The 17,863-nt window shown below is 67.8% G+C and carries 14 protein-coding genes; 7 read left to right on the top strand and 7 right to left on the bottom strand.

The window, feature by feature from the left end; all coding sequences use genetic code 11:
* Positions 1–44: 44 nt before the first annotated feature.
* The 5 genes from fimX to HMPREF2914_RS19925 all read right to left on the bottom strand — a co-directional run bounded on the left by fimX (position 45) and on the right by HMPREF2914_RS19925 (position 7,601).
* Positions 45–2,120, bottom strand: a complete 2,076-nt coding sequence (gene fimX, locus HMPREF2914_RS19945) for a cyclic di-GMP-binding protein FimX (RefSeq protein ID WP_003095680.1) — start codon at positions 2,118–2,120, stop codon at positions 45–47.
* Between the two features lie 64 nt (positions 2,121–2,184).
* Entirely contained in the window at positions 2,185–4,008 is a 1,824-nt protein-coding gene (gene fimW, locus HMPREF2914_RS19940; protein WP_003095679.1) for a cyclic-di-GMP receptor FimW, read from the bottom strand.
* Between the two features lie 318 nt (positions 4,009–4,326).
* Entirely contained in the window at positions 4,327–5,196 is an 870-nt protein-coding gene (gene asd / locus HMPREF2914_RS19935) for an archaetidylserine decarboxylase (RefSeq protein WP_003095677.1), read from the bottom strand.
* Between the two features lie 3 nt (positions 5,197–5,199).
* A complete protein-coding gene (gene rhdA / locus HMPREF2914_RS19930) occupies positions 5,200–6,015 on the bottom strand; it encodes a thiosulfate sulfurtransferase (protein WP_003110321.1) in 816 nt (271 codons plus the stop codon).
* Positions 6,016–6,089: 74 nt separating this feature from the next.
* The gene (locus HMPREF2914_RS19925; RefSeq protein ID WP_003102046.1) at positions 6,090–7,601 is read right to left on the bottom strand and encodes an HDOD domain-containing protein; all 1,512 of its coding nucleotides are present in this window, start codon (positions 7,599–7,601) and stop codon (positions 6,090–6,092) included.
* A 140-nt stretch (positions 7,602–7,741) separates the two neighbouring features.
* On the opposite strand from HMPREF2914_RS19925, the gene motA reads away from it, so the two are divergent.
* Positions 7,742–8,593 carry a flagellar motor stator protein MotA gene (motA, locus tag HMPREF2914_RS19920; protein WP_003095674.1) on the top strand — a complete coding sequence of 284 codons (852 nt, stop codon included), beginning with the start codon at positions 7,742–7,744 and terminating at the stop codon, positions 8,591–8,593.
* Between the two features lie 19 nt (positions 8,594–8,612).
* Complete coding sequence (motB, locus tag HMPREF2914_RS19915) at positions 8,613–9,641, top strand: flagellar motor protein MotB (RefSeq protein WP_003135595.1); 1,029 nt, start codon at positions 8,613–8,615, stop codon at positions 9,639–9,641.
* 3 nt (positions 9,642–9,644) lie between these two features.
* Here the strand turns inward: motB and rsgA are convergent, their stop codons facing one another.
* The gene (gene rsgA, locus HMPREF2914_RS19910; RefSeq protein WP_003102042.1) at positions 9,645–10,664 is read right to left on the bottom strand and encodes a small ribosomal subunit biogenesis GTPase RsgA; all 1,020 of its coding nucleotides are present in this window, start codon (positions 10,662–10,664) and stop codon (positions 9,645–9,647) included.
* Positions 10,665–10,775: 111 nt separating this feature from the next.
* Between rsgA and orn the strand changes: the two genes are divergently transcribed.
* Entirely contained in the window at positions 10,776–11,318 is a 543-nt protein-coding gene (orn, locus tag HMPREF2914_RS19905; RefSeq protein ID WP_003095671.1) for an oligoribonuclease, read from the top strand.
* Between the two features lie 33 nt (positions 11,319–11,351).
* Here orn and queG read toward each other — a convergent pair whose 3' ends face one another.
* Positions 11,352–12,437, bottom strand: a complete 1,086-nt coding sequence (queG, locus tag HMPREF2914_RS19900; RefSeq protein WP_003110324.1) for a tRNA epoxyqueuosine(34) reductase QueG — start codon at positions 12,435–12,437, stop codon at positions 11,352–11,354.
* Positions 12,438–12,518: 81 nt separating this feature from the next.
* Between queG and HMPREF2914_RS19895 the strand changes: the two genes are divergently transcribed.
* From HMPREF2914_RS19895 to mutL, 4 genes are read left to right on the top strand one after another with little or no spacing between them, the layout of a single operon-like run.
* Positions 12,519–14,027, top strand: a complete 1,509-nt coding sequence (locus HMPREF2914_RS19895) for a bifunctional ADP-dependent NAD(P)H-hydrate dehydratase/NAD(P)H-hydrate epimerase (protein WP_023092687.1) — start codon at positions 12,519–12,521, stop codon at positions 14,025–14,027.
* The gene (tsaE, locus tag HMPREF2914_RS19890; protein WP_003095664.1) at positions 14,015–14,482 is read left to right on the top strand and encodes a tRNA (adenosine(37)-N6)-threonylcarbamoyltransferase complex ATPase subunit type 1 TsaE; all 468 of its coding nucleotides are present in this window, start codon (positions 14,015–14,017) and stop codon (positions 14,480–14,482) included. The genes HMPREF2914_RS19895 and tsaE overlap by 13 nt, the downstream gene beginning before the upstream one ends.
* Positions 14,483–14,490: 8 nt before the next feature.
* A complete protein-coding gene (amiB, locus tag HMPREF2914_RS19885; protein ID WP_003123571.1) occupies positions 14,491–15,918 on the top strand; it encodes an N-acetylmuramoyl-L-alanine amidase AmiB in 1,428 nt (475 codons plus the stop codon).
* A complete protein-coding gene (gene mutL, locus HMPREF2914_RS19880; RefSeq protein WP_023092686.1) occupies positions 15,918–17,819 on the top strand; it encodes a DNA mismatch repair endonuclease MutL in 1,902 nt (633 codons plus the stop codon). Before amiB ends, mutL begins: the two co-directional genes overlap by 1 nt.
* Positions 17,820–17,863 lie beyond the last annotated feature (44 nt).

The following is a 17,863-nucleotide window of genomic DNA, read 5'->3' as shown; positions in this document are numbered from 1 at the left end:
GTCGGTAGAGCGGAAAAGCAACGGGCGCCCAGGGCGCCCGTTCTTCATTCGTCTCCCGAGGAGAAGTCGTAGTCCATCGCCTGGCTCGGCCCCTGCAGGTAGTAGCCCTGGATGTAGGTGGCGCCGGCTTGCCACAGGGTGGCGAGGACGCTGGCGCTCTCGACGAAGGGGACGATGCTGAGCTTCTGCTGTTCGTGCAGTTCGGCGATCAGGCCCTTGAGGATCTCCTGGTTTTCCACCTGGTTGAGGTCCTGGACGAAGGAGCCATCGATCTTGATGAATTGCACGGTCAGGTGCTTCAGCGCGTTGAACGGATTCAGCGAGCAGCCGAACTGGCTGATCGCCGCCTGGCAATGCAGGGTGGCCAGGCCCTGGGTCAGTTGCTTGGCCTGCTTCAGATAGCTGGTGGCGTCGGCTTCGCTGATCTGGAACACCAGCGACTCCGGCGGCAGGCGCGCGGCCTTCAGCGCCACCCCGAGCCAGGGCAGCAGGCCGGGGTCTTGCAGACTGGCGCTGGACAGGTGGACGAACAGCTTGGTCTGGTGCCCCTTGGCGCGATGCTCGGCGAGCAGCTTGATCGAGTTGAGGATCACCCAGCGGTCGATCTTCTCCGCCAGCCCGGCTTCCTTGGCGGCATGCAGGAACTCCGCCGGCGGCACTTCCTGGCCCTGCGGATTGAGCAGGCGCAGGAGCACCTCGTAGTTCTCGTGGCTGTCGCCGCGCAGGCTGATGACTGGCTGGAACAGCAGGCGGAAGCTGTTGGTCTCCAGCGCCTGCTGGAGGATCGCGATGACGTCGCCGCGCTGGGCGGCGGCGGCAAGCTCTTCCGCCGGGTTGTACTGCTTGATCTGCGACCCGCCCTTGCGTGCCGCGTCATCGGCGCAGCGATGCGCACGGTTCATCACGTCCTGGGCCTTGGCGGTCTTCTCGTCGAGACCGGCGACGCCGATGCTGAGGGTGGCCTGAGCGCTGCGGCCGTTCAGCTCGAAAAGGTGGTTCTCGACCTTCTTCAGCAGTCGTTGCAGTGCCGCTTGCGCCTGCTCGGGAGTCTTGCCCTTGAACAGGGCGGCGAAGATCGAATCGCCGAAACGCGCCAGGTCGGCTTCTTCGCCGAACTGTTCGCGCATCAGTCCGGCCAACTGGCCGAGCAGCAGGTCGATCCCGGAAAGCCCGTGGTCGGCCTGGAGCGAGGGGTAGCCGTTGAGATGGATATAGGCCAGGGTCGACGGCTTGCGGGCGGTCACCGCCTGCTGCACGGCGGCATCCATCAGGTCGAGGAAGTGGCTGCGGTTGTAGAGTCCGGTGACCGGGTCCTGGCTGCTGACTTCGCGGAGCTTTTCTTCCAGTTCGGCGTTGTCGACCTCGCCGCGGATCACCACCTGGATGCAGGGTTCGCCGTCGTAGGTGGCGGCGGAGAGGCTGATGCGCGCCTTGAATTCCTGGCCGTCGAGCTTGACCCCGGTGCAAACCAGTTCGGTCTGGCGCTGGTCGTTCTGGTAACCCTTGAGGAAATCCTTGAAGGCGCCCTGGTCGCAGGAGGCGATCAGGTCGATGACTGGCAGGCCTTCCAGTTCCTCGGCGTCCTCGTAGCCGAACAGCGCCATGTAGGAGCGGTTGGCGTAGATGTGCATGCCGTCGTGGACGTAGGTGATGGCGTCGACCGAGCTGTCGAGCAGCAACTGGCAGCGTTTTTCCGCCTCGCGCAGGGCCAGTTCGGCGGCGCGGCGCGCGCGGCGTTCGGCGAGGCCGGCCAGCTCGCGGTTGGCGACCAGCACCAGGCGCTCGTCCTCGCCTTGCGGCAGGGCGTCCTGGGCGCCGAGCATCAAGGCGTCGGTGATGGCGTCGGAGCTGTTGTCGGCCACCAGCTGGATGAACGGGATGTCGCGCGACTGGCGGCGCAAGGTGGCGAGCGCCTCGCCGGGCTCGAGACACTCGCTGGTCGGCGCGGCGATCAGCAGGTCCCAGCTTTGCTGGAGGGTCTCGGCGAGGTCCTCGGGAGAGGTCAGTCGATGTACGCGGGTCGCGTGGCCGGCATTGCGGAACAGACTGACCAGGCGTTCGGCTTCGTTCTGCGAGTCTTCCAGAATCAGCAGGCGGATGGTTTTCTTTTCGATGGCCATGGAAAGGGCTCAGTCCGCGTCCGGGCGGGCGCGAAAAGACGGCGAATGGAGGTGTCGGGGCAATCTACAGAGACTTCCAGAGCGAGTCAAAATCTTCCTCCCCCGCAGGCGGCCGGGCCACTGGCGCTGTGACCGGCTTATCGCTCGGGGTGTTCACCGGTTCCGCCGAGCGGTATTCGAACTGGCTGAAGCTGCCGGTCGAGGCCTGCCGGCGATTCAGCACCGCGCGCCGCTCCTCGCCGTGCAGGTTGATCTGCACCCGGCTGCCCTCCTGGAACGGCAGGCGCGGGGTGATCACCGTCGCCGGCCGCGAGATCGCGGCGATTTCCGGCAGCAGCAGGGCGCGCAGGTAGTGGCTGCTCTGCTCGGTCTTGCGCAGCAGTTGCAGGCCGCAGGGCTGCGCCGCCGGGGCGATCATCTCGATGCCCATCTGCGTGCCGCCATTGCGCACCTGGCGGATCCAGCGCACCACCGCGATGCTCCACGCCTGGCCGGGAAGGTCCTGCAGGCCGACCAGTTCGCCCGCCTGCAGTTGGGCGGGCACCTCCTTTGGCCAGCTCAGGCAATAACCGCCGGGGCTGTGGTTGACGATGGGCAGGGCGTAGGTCGGATAGTCCTCGGTGGCGTCAGTCTGTGCGTGGGCCTGCGGGTGATCGGGCTGCCCACCGCGGGGCGACTGGTGCGGCCGGTACTCGATTTCCTCCAGCGGCATGCCGGGCTGCCAGTCGGTGACCTTCTGCGCATCGAAGGCGCCGGCCCAGGCGTCCTGGACGTCGGCCTTGAAGCGAGGCGCCTCGGGCGCTTCCTGGATCTGCAGGACCTCGTTGAACGGGCGGCGCCCGGCGAGGAAGTAGTGCAGGGCGCTCATGCCGATGCACAGGGTCAACTGGCCCTGGCCCTGGGTGCGCTGGAAGGTACGTTCGGCGATGTCACCCCAGGCCGAGGAGAGATGTTGCAGCAGGTCCAGGGTCACCCCTTCGATCAGCGGCAGGCGCGCCTTCGCGCGCTCGGCCTCGGGCTGCAGCAGGTATTCGCGGATCAGTTCGACCAGCGGCTGGGTGTCGATGCCCAGGGCATTGGCCAGTTGGGTCTCCGGGTACAGCGAGCGGTAGCGCGGCGGGCCGTCGATCTGCGGCACGGCGATGAACAGCGAGCCGGGCAGCGCCGCGCTCTGTATCGACAGCAATTGGCTCCAGGGTTCGAGCACCTCGGCGAGCCGTGCAATGTTGTTCTGGCGCATCTGGTTGCAGCGCGCGCAGCCGAGCAGCAGCGGTATCAGGTAGGCCTGCTCGACGCTCAGGCCGGGGGTGTGCTTGGCCAGTTCGTCGCGCACCGCGAGACGATGCACACCGCGCTGGCTGGCCAACTGGTACAGCTGGTGGAGTTCCAGCCAAAGCCCCTCGGGGACCGGGCAGTACAACTGGCTGGCACGGATCAGCGGGCCGCACAGGCTGCGGATCGCCCGCTGGATACCGACCGCGAGCAACTGCGCGCGGTCGCGGCTGTTGCGCGGCGCTTCCTGGACCACGATCAGCTTGTAGCCGATGGCCAGGTGGTTCTGCAGGGCCTGGCAGAGGTTGGCGATCTTGCGCGGCCGTTCGTCGAGGACGATGGCCTGGTTGAGGAAGTGCCGTTCCAGGTGGGCGCAGACGAAATGCACCTCTGGACGGAACAGTTCGAGCAGTTGCAGGCGGGCCTCGACGGGCAGCACCAACTGGTTGAGTTCGATCAGGCCCTGGTAGAGCTGGCGCGCGGTTTCCCCGAGGTTGGCCTTGGGCAGGTGCGCCAGCCAGTACTTGATGTCCTTCGGGGTGGCGTCGCAGAAGCTCAGGTTCTGCTGCGTCGGAGTGGGGACGCGCAACGAGAGGTGGGGGCTCTGGTTTTCCATGGGGGGTTAGACGGCTCCGCTACTGAAAAGGCTCTACGGGGGGTTGAAGCCCCGGAGAGGTGCCGGACTTCCGATCGCCGCGGCTGCGCCTCCTCTTTCTTAACACGGGAGGCGGGTTCATCGTCGTGGCCAGGACAGGAACTGTGCGGCAGTCCGCTTTCCTGACCGAGGGGGTCGGCACAGGCTCGATAGGACCTTTCCGAACTCTAGCAGCATCGAAATGGACCCGCAGCCTTCGGACGCCACGATCCCGCCGGGAGGTCCCGGCGGCGGGGAGAGATGGGACGGAGACGCTCGGGGCGCTCCGTCCCGGCGAGGTCAGGACTGTTTCGGCAGGGCCAGGCATTCGCCCATGCGCACCGGGCTCGCTGCCCCGAGGCCGTCGTTGAACGCGACCTGCTGCGGGCCGAACAGGACGATGGCGGTGGAGCCCAGCTTGAAGCGACCGAGCTCGGCGCCTTTTTCCAGGCGGATCGGCGCACGGGCGGCTTCGTCGTAGCGGAAGGTCTTCAGTTCGCGCTTCGGCGGCGTAACCAGGCCGGCCCAGACGGTTTCGATGGAGGCCACGATCATCGCGCCCACCAGCACCACGGCCATCGGACCGCGCTCGGTGTCGAACAGGCAGACCACCCGCTCGTTGCGGGCGAACAGCTCGGGAACGTTTTCCGCGGTGGTCTGGTTCACCGAGAACAGCCGGCCGGGAACGTAGACCATCTCGCGCAGGGTGCCGGCCAGCGGCATGTGCACGCGGTGGTAGTCCCGGGGGGACAGGTAGACGGTGGCGAAGTCGCCACCCATGAAGGGCGCGGCCAGTTCGGCGTCGCCGCCGAGCAGTTCGGCCAGGCTGTAGCTGTGGCCTTTGGCCTGGAAGATCCGCCCGTGCTCGATCGGGCCGAGCTGGCTGATCGCGCCATCGGCCGGGCAGAGCACCGCGCCGGGCTCCTGGGCCAGCGGGCGGGCGCCATCCTTCAGGGCGCGGGTGAAGAAGGCATTGAAATGTTCATAGGCCTGCAGGTCCTCGACCTGCGCTTCGCGCATGTCGACCTGGTAGCGCCGGGCGAACCAGGCGATCAGGCGGTCCTTGAACCAGGTCGCCCGGCAGTCGGCGGCGAAGCCGATCAGCCGGGACAGCAGGTGGTGCGGCAGCAGGTACTGGCTGCAGATGAACAGACGATCTTTGAACGACATTCCTCAAACCTCTACAGGGGTATCGGGGTGGTTGCCCCATTCCGACCAGGAGCCGGCGTAGCCTTTGACCCGCGGGTAGCCCAGCGCCTTGGCCACCAGGTAGGTGAAGCCGGAGCGATGGTGGGTCTGGCAGTGGGTGATCACTTCCTTGTCCGGCGTAATGCCGAGGGCCTCCAGGACTTCGGCGATATCCGCGCGGATGCGCAGGGCGCGAGCCGGGTCCATGCCGGCGGTCCATTCGAAATTGATCGCGCCGGGCACATGCCCGGCCTTCGCGGCGAGCACCTTGGTACCGGCGTATTCGCTGGGGTTGCGCGCATCCCATACCGCCAGGTCGGCGGCGCCGAGGCGGCTTTGCAGGTATTCGCGGGTCGCGCTGGGCTCGTCGTGCAACGTCAGCGGCAGCGGGCCGCCGACAGGCGCCGGGACCTCGCGGTCGAGCACCTGGGCGTCGGCGATCCAGGCCGGCAGGCCGCCGTTGAGATAGTGGTAGCGGTGGTGGCCGATCACGTCCAGCAGCCAGATGAAGCGGCCCGCCCAGCCGCCGCCTTCGTCGTCGTAGACCACGTAGGTCGCCTCCGGGCGGTGGCCCAGCTCGCCGAACAGGGCTTCCAGGTCGGCCTTGGCCGGTAGCAGGCCGGGTGCCGGGGGTTGTCCCCACTGGGTGCGTTTGGGGTCGACGAAACGCGCGCCGGGGATATGCCCTTCGGCGTAGCGGGCGGCACTGGTCAGGTCGACCAGGATCAGCTCGGGCGCGCCCAGGCGCGGCGCGAGATCGCTGGGCTCGATCACCAATGGCAGGTCGGAGAAGACGGACATGCGAGTACCCCCGGGTTGAAGAAGGGCAGCAGTTTAACGGAAAGCGCGCCCGACCAGTGTGCCGGGCGTGTCCCTCATTCCGTGCGGCGCTGGCGGCCGAACTGCTGGATCGCGCGCTCGGTGCACTGGGCGGTCTTGGCGAAGGCCTGGGCATGCAGGTCGCTGAACGGCTGGCCGCCGAGGTCGGCCAGGACCAGCATCACCACCCGCGAGCCGTTGCCCAGCGAGCGCAGCAGCAGGTGAGGTCCGGGGAACAGTTGGCGCAAGGGTTCGCCGAGGGCCGGCAGCAACTGGTCCTGGTTGTTCGGGCCGATGCGCAGCAGGGCAGGCTGCTGGAACAGTTTCTTCAGCAGCGGGCTGCTGGCAATCTCCAGTTGCAATTTCTCCTGGCCCGGTTCGAGTCCGGCGCTCTGCTGCGCCAGCACGTGTACCTGGGTGCGATCGGCCACCAGCAGCAGCATCCTTTGCAGGCCGCAGGCGCGCAGCGCATCGCGGGCACAGGCGGTGAGCTGCACGACGTTGCTGAACGGGCTGGGCTCGCGGAGCAACTCGGCGCAATGCTGCCGCCACTCGGCCAGGGCTTCCGCCGAGGGCGGCGGCGGGGGCGCCGCTTCGGCACGCCAGCGGCTGGCCTGCCAGGGCCAGATCAAGGCCACCGCCGGATGCCACAGCGGCGGCCGGGCGTGCAGGCGCGCGCTTTGCGCGGCGAGCATGTGCACCTGCTGCTGGACTTCGGTCAGCGGCTGGCCCAGGTACAGGCCGGTCAGGCGCTGCCAGCGCAGCATGTGCGGCCCGTCCCAGCTCTGGTGCGCGGCGATGGCCAGGCCATTGGCGAGGAGAGTGCAGTTGGCCGGCTGGGTCAGCCAGCGGGCGAGATCGGGCTGGGCATCGAGTTGCTGTTGCTGGAGCAGGGGCGACTGATGGTCGCGGGCGATACGCAAGGCTCGAACCAGCAGGCGACGGTCGCAGGCGAGCAGGCGATAGCCCTGGATGACCCACTGCGGTAGCCGCCAGCGTTCGGCCAGCGCCAGGCAGATCGGCAGCAGGCGCATGCCGAGCAGTTCGCGCTCCACTCGCAGGGTCGGTTCGCCCTGTACCAGCACGCGTTGCTGCCATTGCTCCAGCAGCTGCGGGCGGGCGTTGGCCAGCGCCCAGACCGGAGCCATGGTCAGCAGGCTGCCCCAGTGGATTTCCTGCCAGAGCCTGGCCAGGCGCGCGCCGAACAGGCCGCTGGCCTGCTGCATGGCGTGCTGGCTGATCAGCAGCATCTGCCCGAGGACCCTGGGCATCTCCGCATCCTGGATACTCGGCAGGGTCTTCAGAAGTTGGCTCGCGCGCGCCAGGCCGAGGCGGCTGAGGGCCACCTCCAGGCTTTCCGCGGGGTTGTCGCGGGCGCTCTCGGCGCGATTGGCCTCGCGCAGGATGGACAACGCCAGCGTCGGGCTGCCCTGCAACTGGTCGGCGATCTCGCGCAGCGAGCGGCGGCTGTCGCTCAGCGCGGCGTGCAGGCCGGCATAGTGGCTGGCGGGGATCGGCAGGGGTTGCCGGTCGAGCTCTTCGAGCCAGGCGGCGAGGCGGTCTGTCATGGGTGTCGGGCTCGGTGTCGGCGAGGCGGCGAACTGGCTTTTCGAGTATTCGGACTATAGTCTTGCGGCTAGCAACCGATAACAAGAGGGAGCCTAGCAGTCCCCCTCCTTATCCTGTTCATTTCGCACGTCCGGTCCTCATGTCAAAAATCATCGGCATCATCGTCGTTTTCGCCAGTGTCCTCGGGGGCTTCCTGCTCTCCGGCGGCAAGATCGGCGCCATCATCCAGCCCTTCGAGGTCCTGATCATCGGCGGTGCGGCACTGGGGGCGTTCCTCCAGGCCAACCCGGGCAGCACGTTCATGGTGGTGCTGAAGAAAGCGCCGAAGATGTTCAGCAACCGCTTTACCCAGACCTACTACCTCGAGGTGCTGGGCATGCTCTACGAGATCCTCAACAAGAGCCGGCGCGAAGGGATGATGGCGATCGAGGCGGACATCGAGGACCCCGCGGCCAGTCCCATCTTCAGCAAGTACCCCGGCGTGCTGAAGGACGAACGGATGACCGCCTATGTCTGCGACTACCTGCGCATCATGTCCTCCGGCAACATGGCGCCGCACGAGCTGGAAGGCCTGTTCGACATGGAGCTGTCCAGTCTCAAGGAGGACCTGGAGCATCCGTCCCACGCGGTGACCAAGGTCGCCGACGCCCTGCCGGGCTTCGGTATCGTCGCCGCGGTACTCGGCATCGTCATCACCATGGCGTTGCTTGGCGAAGGCAGCCAGGCGGAGATCGGCCACCACGTCGCCGCCGCCCTGGTGGGTACCTTCCTCGGGATTCTCGCCGCCTACGGCTTCGTCGGCCCGCTGGCCGTCGCGCTGGAGCACGATGCCAAGGAAGAGTTGAACATGTTCGAAGCGATCAAGGCCTGCCTGGTCGCTTCCGCTTCCGGCATGCCGCCTTCGCTGGCCGTCGAGTTCGGCCGCAAGGTGCTGCTGCCCGCCCATCGGCCGACCTTCGCCGAGCTCGAGCAGGCCGTGCGTGGCCGCTGAGTGGAGGCACTGTCGATAGATGGACAATAACCAGCCGATCATCGTCAAGCGCGTCAAGCGCTATGCCGCCGGCCACCACGGCGGCTCGTGGAAGATCGCCTTCGCCGACTTCGCGACGGCGATGATGGCGTTCTTCCTGGTGCTCTGGCTGCTGTCTTCGGCCACCCCGGAGCAGAAGAAGGCGATTTCCGGATACTTCCAGGACCCCATCGGTTTCAGCGAAAGCGCCAGCCCCTACGTCATCGACCTCGGCGGCACGCCGACGCCGGCGCCGGACAAGACCCTCAATCCGCAGGTCCAGGCCCAGCCGGACTCCAACGAAAGCCGGATCAGCCCCGAGCAGGACCACCAGGTCAACGCCGACCAGGCCGAGAACCTCGCCGAGCAGGTTGAGCGAGAGCGCCTGGCGCTGCTGCTGCAGGAGTTGCAGAACAAGGTCGACGAAAATCCGATGCTCAAGGACTTCAAGGACCAGATCCACTTCGAGATCACCCGCGACGGCCTGCGCATCCAGATCGTCGACGCCGCCAACCGGCCGATGTTCGACCTCGGCAGCGCGCGCCTGCAGCCGTATTTCGAGGACATCCTGCTGGCCATGGCCGAGACCATCCGCCAGGTGCCGAACAAGATCAGCATCAGCGGCCACACCGACGCCAAGCCCTATGCCGGCAACGGTGACTTCGGCAACTGGGAGCTATCGGCCAATCGCGCCAACGCCGCGCGCCGTGCGCTGGTCGCCGGCGGCTATCCGGAAGGGCAGATCGCCCAGGTTGTCGGATATGCCTCGGCACGCCTGTTCGACGACAAGGACCCGCTGAACCCGGTGAACCGGCGGATCGACATCGTGGTCCTGACCCGCAAGGCGCAGAAGGCCATCGAAGGCGAGACCGGCGCCCCCGCGGCTGCCCCGGGCGAGCAGCCGAAGCCGGCTGCCGAGGCACCGGCGGCGGGCGCGCAACCTTCGCTACCGGCGGACGAGGTGCAGAAGAAGCTCAACCTGTTCGACGACGGCGGCAGCCTGAAGCTGGAGCAGATCAAGGGCGACTGAGGTTCAGTAGTCCGTTTCCGGCATGCTTGCCAGAATGTGCCGGTAGCTGGCCATGCGTTGCGGCATGATGCGCCCGTCCTCCAAGGCCTGGAGCAGGGCGCAACCTGGTTCGCGGTCGTGCTTGCAGTCGCGGAAGCGGCAATGCCCGAGCAGGTCGCGGAACTCGATGAAGCCGGCCTCGACGTCGTCTCGCGACACGTGCCCCAGGCCGAACTCACGGATGCCGGGCGAGTCGATCAGGTCGCCGCCGCCGGGAAAATGGAACAGTCGCGCGGTGGTGGTGGTATGGGTGCCCTTGCCGGTCACCGTGGAGAGGTCGCCGACACGGGTGTCGACACCTGGCAACAAGGCATTCACCAGCGACGACTTGCCCACCCCGGACTGCCCGACGAAGACGCTCACGTGAGCGTCCAGCGCGCCGCGCAGTTCGTCCATCGCCAGGCCATTGAAGGCCGATACCTCGATCAGCGGATAACCCAGGGTGCGGTAGACATTCAGCAGCGCATCGATGCCTTCGGCATTGCTCTCGTCGACCAGGTCGGCCTTGTTCAGCAGCAGCAGCGGCTGGATGCCGGCATGTTCGGCGGCGATCAGGTAGCGGTCGATCAGGTTGGCGTGCGGTTCGGGACGCGGGGCGAAGACGATGACGATGCGGTCGACGTTGGCCGCTACCGGCTTGAGCAGCCCGCGCATGTCCGGGCGGCACAGCTCGGAGCGACGTGGCAATTGCGCGACGATCACGCCGATGCCCTGGTTGCCGGCACGCCAGACCACCTGGTCGCCGGTCACCAGTGCCGGCAGGTTGGCGCGCAGGTGACAGCGGGAAACCTGGCCGTCGGCGGACTCGACCTCTACCTGAACCCCGAAATGAGCGATCACCTGGCCGGTCTGCTCCGGTCCCAGGTCGCCGCCCTCCAGCTCTTCCACGGCACGCGACTCGCGACGGGCCGCCCGGGCCGCGCGTTCTTCCTGGATCTTTTCGATGCGCCAGCTCTGCCGGCGGGTCAAGTGGCGTTTGGCCATGATGCGTCCGCATGAAAAATCGGCGGCGAGTTTAACATGGGCGCGCCGCCATCATTCGCGCGGCGGCGTTCCACGCTAGAATGCACGGCATAGCGACTGGAGCGACTCCCCATGCAGAACCCGCAGAACCTTATCTGGATCGACCTGGAGATGACCGGCCTCGATCCGGACCGGGACGTCATCATCGAGATGGCCACCATCGTCACCGACAGTGACCTCAACACCCTGGCCGAAGGACCGGTGATCGCCATCCACCAGCCAGAGGAAATCCTCGCCGGCATGGACGAGTGGAATACCCGCCAGCACGGCCAATCCGGCCTGACCCAGAGGGTTCGGGAAAGTACCGTGAGCATGGCCGAGGCCGAGGCGCAGACCCTGGCCTTCCTCGAGCAGTGGGTGCCCAAGCGCAGCTCGCCGATCTGCGGCAACAGCATCTGCCAGGACCGCCGCTTCCTCTATAGGCACATGCCCAGGCTGGAAGGCTACTTCCACTACCGCAACCTCGACGTCTCCACCCTCAAGGAGCTGGCTGCGCGCTGGGCGCCGCAGGTCCGCGAGAGCTTCAAGAAGGGCAACACCCACCTGGCGCTGGACGATATCCGCGAGTCGATCGCCGAGCTGCGCCACTATCGCGACCACTTCATCAAGCTCTGATCCGTCCGGGCCGGGCGGCAGGCGCCGGCCGGGCTAGGTTTCCCCGTGGCGCCGCAGGGCCCATTCCACGTGCTCGCGGACCAGCTCCGAAGGGAACCCGCGGCGCGCCTTCAGCGCCTCCAGTACAGGGATGGTCGAGGGCGCGTTGCCCAGCCCCACCGCCAGGTTGCGCAACCAGCGCTCGTAGCCGGCGCGGCGCAGCGGCGAACCCTCGGTGCGGCCGAGGAACTCCTCCTCGCTCCAGAGGAACAGTTCGGCGAGTTCGGCGTTGTCCAGGCTGTGGCGCGGCTGAAAGTCGCCCTGCCCGGTGGGGCGGGCGAAGCGATTCCATGGGCAGACGATCTGGCAGTCGTCGCAGCCGAATACCCGGTTGCCGATCAGTGGCCGCAGCTCCAGCGGAATCGCGCCCTTGTACTCGATGGTCAGGTAGGAGATGCAGCGTCGCGCGTCCAGCCGGTAGGGGCCGACGAAGGCCGCGGTCGGGCAGATGTCCAGGCAGGCCGAGCAGCGTCCGCAATGCTCGCTGTCCATCGCCGGGTCGACGGGTAGCGGCATGTCGACGAACAGCTCGCCGAGGAAGAAGTAGCTGCCGGCCTTGCGGTTGAGCACCAGCGTGTTCTTGCCGATCCAGCCGAGGCCGGCCTGTTCGGCGATGGCCTTTTCCAGCACCGGCGCGCTGTCGACGAAGGCGCGGAAACCGAACGGGCCGACTTCGGCCTGGATGCGCTCGGCCAGTTGTTGCAGACGCTTGCGGATCAGCTTGTGGTAGTCGCGGCCGAGGGCGTAGCGCGAGACGTAGGCTTTTTCCGGTGTCGCGAGGACCTGCGCCATGCGCGTGTCGCCGGGCAGGTAATCCATGCGCAGGGAGATCACCCGCAGCGTGCCGGGAACCAGCTCGGCAGGTCGCGAGCGCTTGCTGCCGTGCGCCGCCATGTAGTCCATCTCGCCGTGGTAGCCGGCCTCCAGCCAGCGCTGCAGGTGCGCTTCGTGCTCGCCCAGCTCGACGTCGCTGATACCGACCTGCTGGAACCCCAGCTCGCGGCCCCAGTCCTTGATGGACTGGGCGAGGCGGGCGGGGTCCGGCGGGGAAAGGTTGTCGGCCAGAGGTTGGGGAGTCATGGGAGGCAACGAAGACGAGGGAAAGCGAAATGGGATAGGTATAATTCTGCCAGACTGCGCGCCTGACGCCGAATCGATCCGATGACCATGACCTTCCAGCACGACGACCTGCCACTCGCCCTCTATTCCGCCGCCCAGGTGCGCGACCTGGATGCGCGCCTGATCGCTGCCGGCACGCCGGGCTTCGAACTCATGCAGCGCGCCGCCCACGCCGCCTGGCGTGCCTTGCGCCGCCGTTGGCCGGAGGCCGCGGCGCTGACGGTGCTCGCCGGGCACGGCAACAATGCCGGCGACGGCTACCTGATCGCGGCGCTGGCGCAACGTGCGGGTTGGCGAGTGCGGGTGCTGGCGGTCGCGGCGCCGCAGCGGCTTGCCGGCGACGCGGCGCAGGCGCATGCCGCCGCGCTGGCGACCGGGGTCGTGGTGGAGCCCTGGAGCGAGTGCGCCGTGCTCGAGGGCGTAGTAGTGGATGCATTGCTCGGCACCGGCCTGGCAGGTGCCGTGCGCGAGCCCTTTGCGCAGGCCATCCGCCTGGCCAACGCCGCCGACCCGCCGGTGCTGGCGGTGGATATTCCTTCCGGCTTGAGCGCCGACACCGGCGCGGTATTGGGGGAAGCGATCAGGGCGGATCTGACAGTGACTTTCATCGGCCTGAAGATCGGGCTGTTCACTGGCGAGGCGCCGGCACGGGTCGGCGAGCTGGTGTTCGACGAACTCGGTAGCGACGCCGTCGTGCTGCAAGCGCTCCAGCCCCGGGCTCGCCGCCTGGCGCGAAATGCCCTGCCGAGGCTGGCAGCGCGGCCGCGGACCGCACACAAGGGGCTGTTCGGCCACCTGCTGGTGGTCGGCGGCGACACCGGCATGGGCGGGGCCGTGCTACTGGCCGCGGAAAGCGCCCTGCGCTGCGGCGCCGGGCTGGTCTCGGCGGCGACCCGCGTCGAACATGTGCCGGCGTTGCTGGGCCGTTGTCCCGAGGTCATGGCCCATGGCGTGGCGTCGGCGAACCAACTGCTGGCCCTTGCCGAACGCGCCAGCGTGCTGGTGCTCGGTCCCGGGCTTGGCCAGCGCGCCTGGGGTCGCAGCCTGCTGAGCGCTGTCCGGTCGCGACCGTTGCCGCAGGTCTGGGATGCCGACGCGTTGAACCTGCTGGCCCTGGAACCGGTCGGAGCAGGGCCGCAGACATGGATTCTGACGCCGCATCCCGGCGAGGCCGCGCGCCTGTTGGGTCGCTCGACCGCCGAGGTGCAGGCGGATCGTCCGGCGGCGGCGCTGGAACTGGCGCGTCGCTACCAGGCGGTGGTGGTGCTGAAGGGCGCCGGCAGCCTGGTCGCCGCGCCCGACGGACGACTCGCCGTCTGTTCCCAGGGGCATCCGGCGATGGCCGGCGCCGGCCTGGGTGACGTGCTGTCGGGCATCACCGGTGCCTTGCTGGCCCAGCGCGTGGAGGCGTTCGAGGCGGCCTGCCTGGCGGTCTGGCTGCATGCCGCCGCCGGTGAGCGGCTCGGCGCCCAGGGTCGCGGGCTGGCGGCGACCGATCTCATACCTACCGTTCGTCAGTTGCTCGAGGAGTGCAGTCCGTGTCTGAAGTGATCCTGTCCGCCGAAGGGGAAGACGCGATGCTCGAACTGGGCGGGCGCATCGCCCGGGTCAGCGGGGGGCAGGGGGTGATCTACCTGCATGGCGACCTCGGCGCCGGCAAGACCACCCTCTCGCGCGGCATCCTGCGGGGCCTCGGCCATGCCGGCTCGGTGAAAAGCCCGACCTTTACCCTGGTCGAGCCTTACGAAATCGGCGAGCTGCGCGCCTACCATTTCGACCTGTACCGGCTCGCCGATGCGGAGGAATTGGAGTTCTTCGGCATCCGCGACTATTTCGACGGCAGCGCACTCTGTCTGATCGAGTGGCCCGAGCGCGGTGCGGGCGTTTTGCCAACCGCCGATCTGGACATTACCATTACTGCCCAAGCGGGTGGACGGACACTGCGCCTGGTACCGCACGGTGCGCGGGGCGAAGCCTGGTGTGCCACCCTGACCATGGGAGCATGAGAAAAACGATGGGTTGGGGCTTGCGTCTGCGGACGTTGTTGACTGGGGTGATGATTCTGCTGGCCTGCCAGGTCGGCGAGGTTCTGGCCGCCGCGCAAATCAAGAGCGTGCGGATCTGGCGCGCTCCGGACAACACCCGTCTGGTCTTCGATCTCTCCGGTCCGGTGCAGCACAGCCTGTTCACCCTGGCCGCGCCCAACCGTATCGTCATCGACGTCAGCGGCGCCCAGCTGGCGACCCAGCTCAACGGTCTCAAGCTCGGCAACACCCCGATCACCGCGGTGCGCTCCGCCCAGCGCACGCCCAACGACCTGCGCATGGTCCTCGACCTGTCGGCGCAGGTCACCCCGAAAAGCTTCGTCCTACCGCCCAACCAGCAATACGGCAACCGCCTGGTGGTCGATCTCTACGACCAGGGCGCCGACCTGACCCCGGACGTACCCGCGACGCCGACCCCGAGCGTGCCGGTCACTCCGGTGACGCCGACCCAGCCGGTGGCCAAGCTGCCGCTGCCGACCAAGGGCGGTACCCGCGATATCGTCATCGCCATCGACGCCGGCCACGGCGGTGAAGACCCTGGCGCCCTTGGCCCGGGCGGGCTGCACGAGAAGAACATCACCCTGTCGATCGCTCGCGAGCTGCAACGCCAGATCAACCAGGTGCGCGGTTACCGGGCCGAGCTGACCCGTACCGGCGACTACTTCATCCCACTGCGCAAGCGCACCGAGATCGCCCGCAAGAAGGGCGCCGACCTGTTCGTCTCGATCCATGCCGACGCCGCGCCGAGCCGCAGCGCCTTCGGTGCCTCGGTGTTCGCCCTGTCCGACCGCGGCGCCACTTCGGAAACCGCGCGCTGGCTGGCCGACAGCGAGAACCGTTCCGACCTGATCGGCGGCGATGGCAGCGTCAGCCTCGGCGACAAGGACCAGATGCTCGCCGGCGTGCTGCTCGACCTGTCGATGACCGCCACCCTCTCGTCGAGCCTGGACGTCGGCCACAAGGTGCTGACCAATGTCGGCCGCATCACTTCGCTGCACAAGCGTCGTGTCGAGCAGGCCGGGTTCATGGTGCTGAAGTCGCCGGACATCCCGTCGATCCTGGTGGAAACCGGCTTCATCTCGAACGTCAACGAGTCGCGCAAGCTGGCCAGCGCCAGCCATCAGCAGGCCTTGGCGCGTTCGATCACCAGCGGCATCCGCCAGTATTTCCAGCAGAGCCCGCCGCCCGGCACCTACATCGCCTCTTTGCGCGCCCAGGGCAAGCTCTCCATGGGGCCGCGCGAGCACGTGGTGCGGCCCGGAGAGACCCTGGCGATGATCGCCCAGCGCTATGAAGTGAGCATGGCCGCGCTGCGCAGCAGCAACAGCCTGTCCAGCGACAACCTGAAAGTCGGCCAGGCCCTGTCCATCCCGAGCACCGCCCTGGCGGCCCAGTGATGAGTGAAGCACCGCGTATCCAGCTGCTGAGTCCGCGGCTGGCGAACCAGATCGCCGCCGGTGAGGTGGTCGAACGTCCCGCCTCGGTGGCCAAGGAACTCCTGGAAAACAGCCTTGACGCCGGTTCCCGGCGCATCGACGTGGAGGTCGAGCAGGGCGGCATCAAGTTGCTGCGAGTGCGCGACGACGGTCGCGGCATCCCCGCCGACGACCTGCCGCTGGCCCTGGCTCGCCACGCCACCAGCAAGATCCGCGAGCTGGAAGACCTGGAGCGGGTGATGAGCCTCGGCTTCCGTGGCGAGGCGCTGGCCTCGATCAGCTCGGTAGCGCGCCTGACCATGACCTCGCGCACCGCCGACGCCGGCGAAGCCTGGCAGGTGGAAACCGAGGGCCGCGACATGCAGCCGCGGGTTCAGCCGGCGGCGCACCCGGTGGGGACCAGCGTCGAGGTTCGCGACCTGTTCTTCAACACCCCGGCGCGGCGCAAGTTCCTGCGCGCCGAGAAGACCGAGTTCGACCATCTGCAGGAGGTCATCAAGCGCCTGGCGCTGGCCCGCTTCGACGTGGCTTTCCACCTGCGCCACAACGGCAAGACCATCTTCGCCCTGCACGAGGCGCAAGACGAGCTGGCCCGCGCGCGCCGGGTCGGCGCGGTGTGCGGCCAGGCATTCCTCGAGCAGGCGCTGCCGATCGAGGTCGAGCGCAACGGCCTGCACCTGTGGGGCTGGGTCGGCTTGCCGACCTTCTCCCGCAGCCAGCCGGACCTGCAGTACTTCTATGTGAACGGGCGCATGGTGCGCGACAAGCTGGTCGCCCACGCGGTGCGCCAGGCTTATCGCGACGTGCTGTACAACGGCCGGCATCCGACCTTCGTGCTGTTCTTCGAAGTCGATCCGGCGGTGGTGGACGTCAACGTGCACCCGACCAAGCACGAAGTTCGCTTCCGTGACAGCCGGATGGTCCATGACTTCCTCTATGGCACCTTGCATCGTGCGCTGGGCGAGGTCCGTCCCGACGACCAGCTCGCGCCGCCCGGGGCGACCAGCCTGACCGAGCCGCGACCGACCGGCGCTGCCGCCGGCGAGTTCGGCCCGCAGGGCGAGATGCGCCTGGCCGAGAGCGTGCTGGAGAGTCCGGCGGCACGGGTGGGCTGGAGTGGCGGCTCGTCGGCCTCCGGCGGCTCCTCCGGCTATTCCGCCTACACCCGGCCGGAGGCGCCGCCTTCTCTGGCCGAGGCCGGTGGCGCCTACAAGGCCTACTTCGCGCCGTTGCCCGCGGGCGAGGCGCCAGCCGCGTTGCCCGAGAGCGCCCAGGACATCCCGCCGCTGGGTTACGCCCTGGCGCAGCTCAAGGGCATCTACATCCTCGCCGAGAACGCCCACGGCCTGGTGCTGGTGGACATGCACGCGGCCCACGAGCGGATCACCTACGAGCGCCTCAAGGTGGCGATGGCCAGCGAAGGCTTGCGTGGGCAGCCGTTGCTGGTGCCGGAGTCGATCGCGGTCAGCGAGCGCGAGGCGGATTGCGCGGAAGAGCATTCCAGCTGGTTCCAGCGCCTGGGCTTCGAGCTGCAGCGCCTGGGGCCGGAAAGCCTGGCGATCCGGCAGATCCCTGCGCTGCTCAAGCAGGCGGAGGCGACCCAGTTGGTGCGCGATGTCATCGCCGACCTGCTGGAGTACGGCACCAGCGACCGTATCCAGGCACACCTGAACGAGTTGCTCGGCACCATGGCCTGCCATGGCGCGGTGCGCGCCAACCGGCGCCTGACCCTGCCGGAAATGAACGCCCTGTTGCGCGACATGGAAATCACCGAACGCAGCGGCCAGTGCAACCATGGGCGTCCGACCTGGACCCAGTTGGGCCTGGACGAGCTGGACAAGCTCTTCCTGCGCGGACGCTGAGCCTTGCAGCTTCGGGCGCAAAGCCCGAAGCTATGCGCTTTGTC

The organism is Pseudomonas sp. HMSC067G02 (assembly GCF_001813485.1).
In the GTDB taxonomy this organism is placed as follows: Bacteria; Pseudomonadota; Gammaproteobacteria; order Pseudomonadales; family Pseudomonadaceae; genus Pseudomonas; species Pseudomonas aeruginosa.
This window is presented reverse-complemented; position numbering and strand designations above follow the sequence as displayed.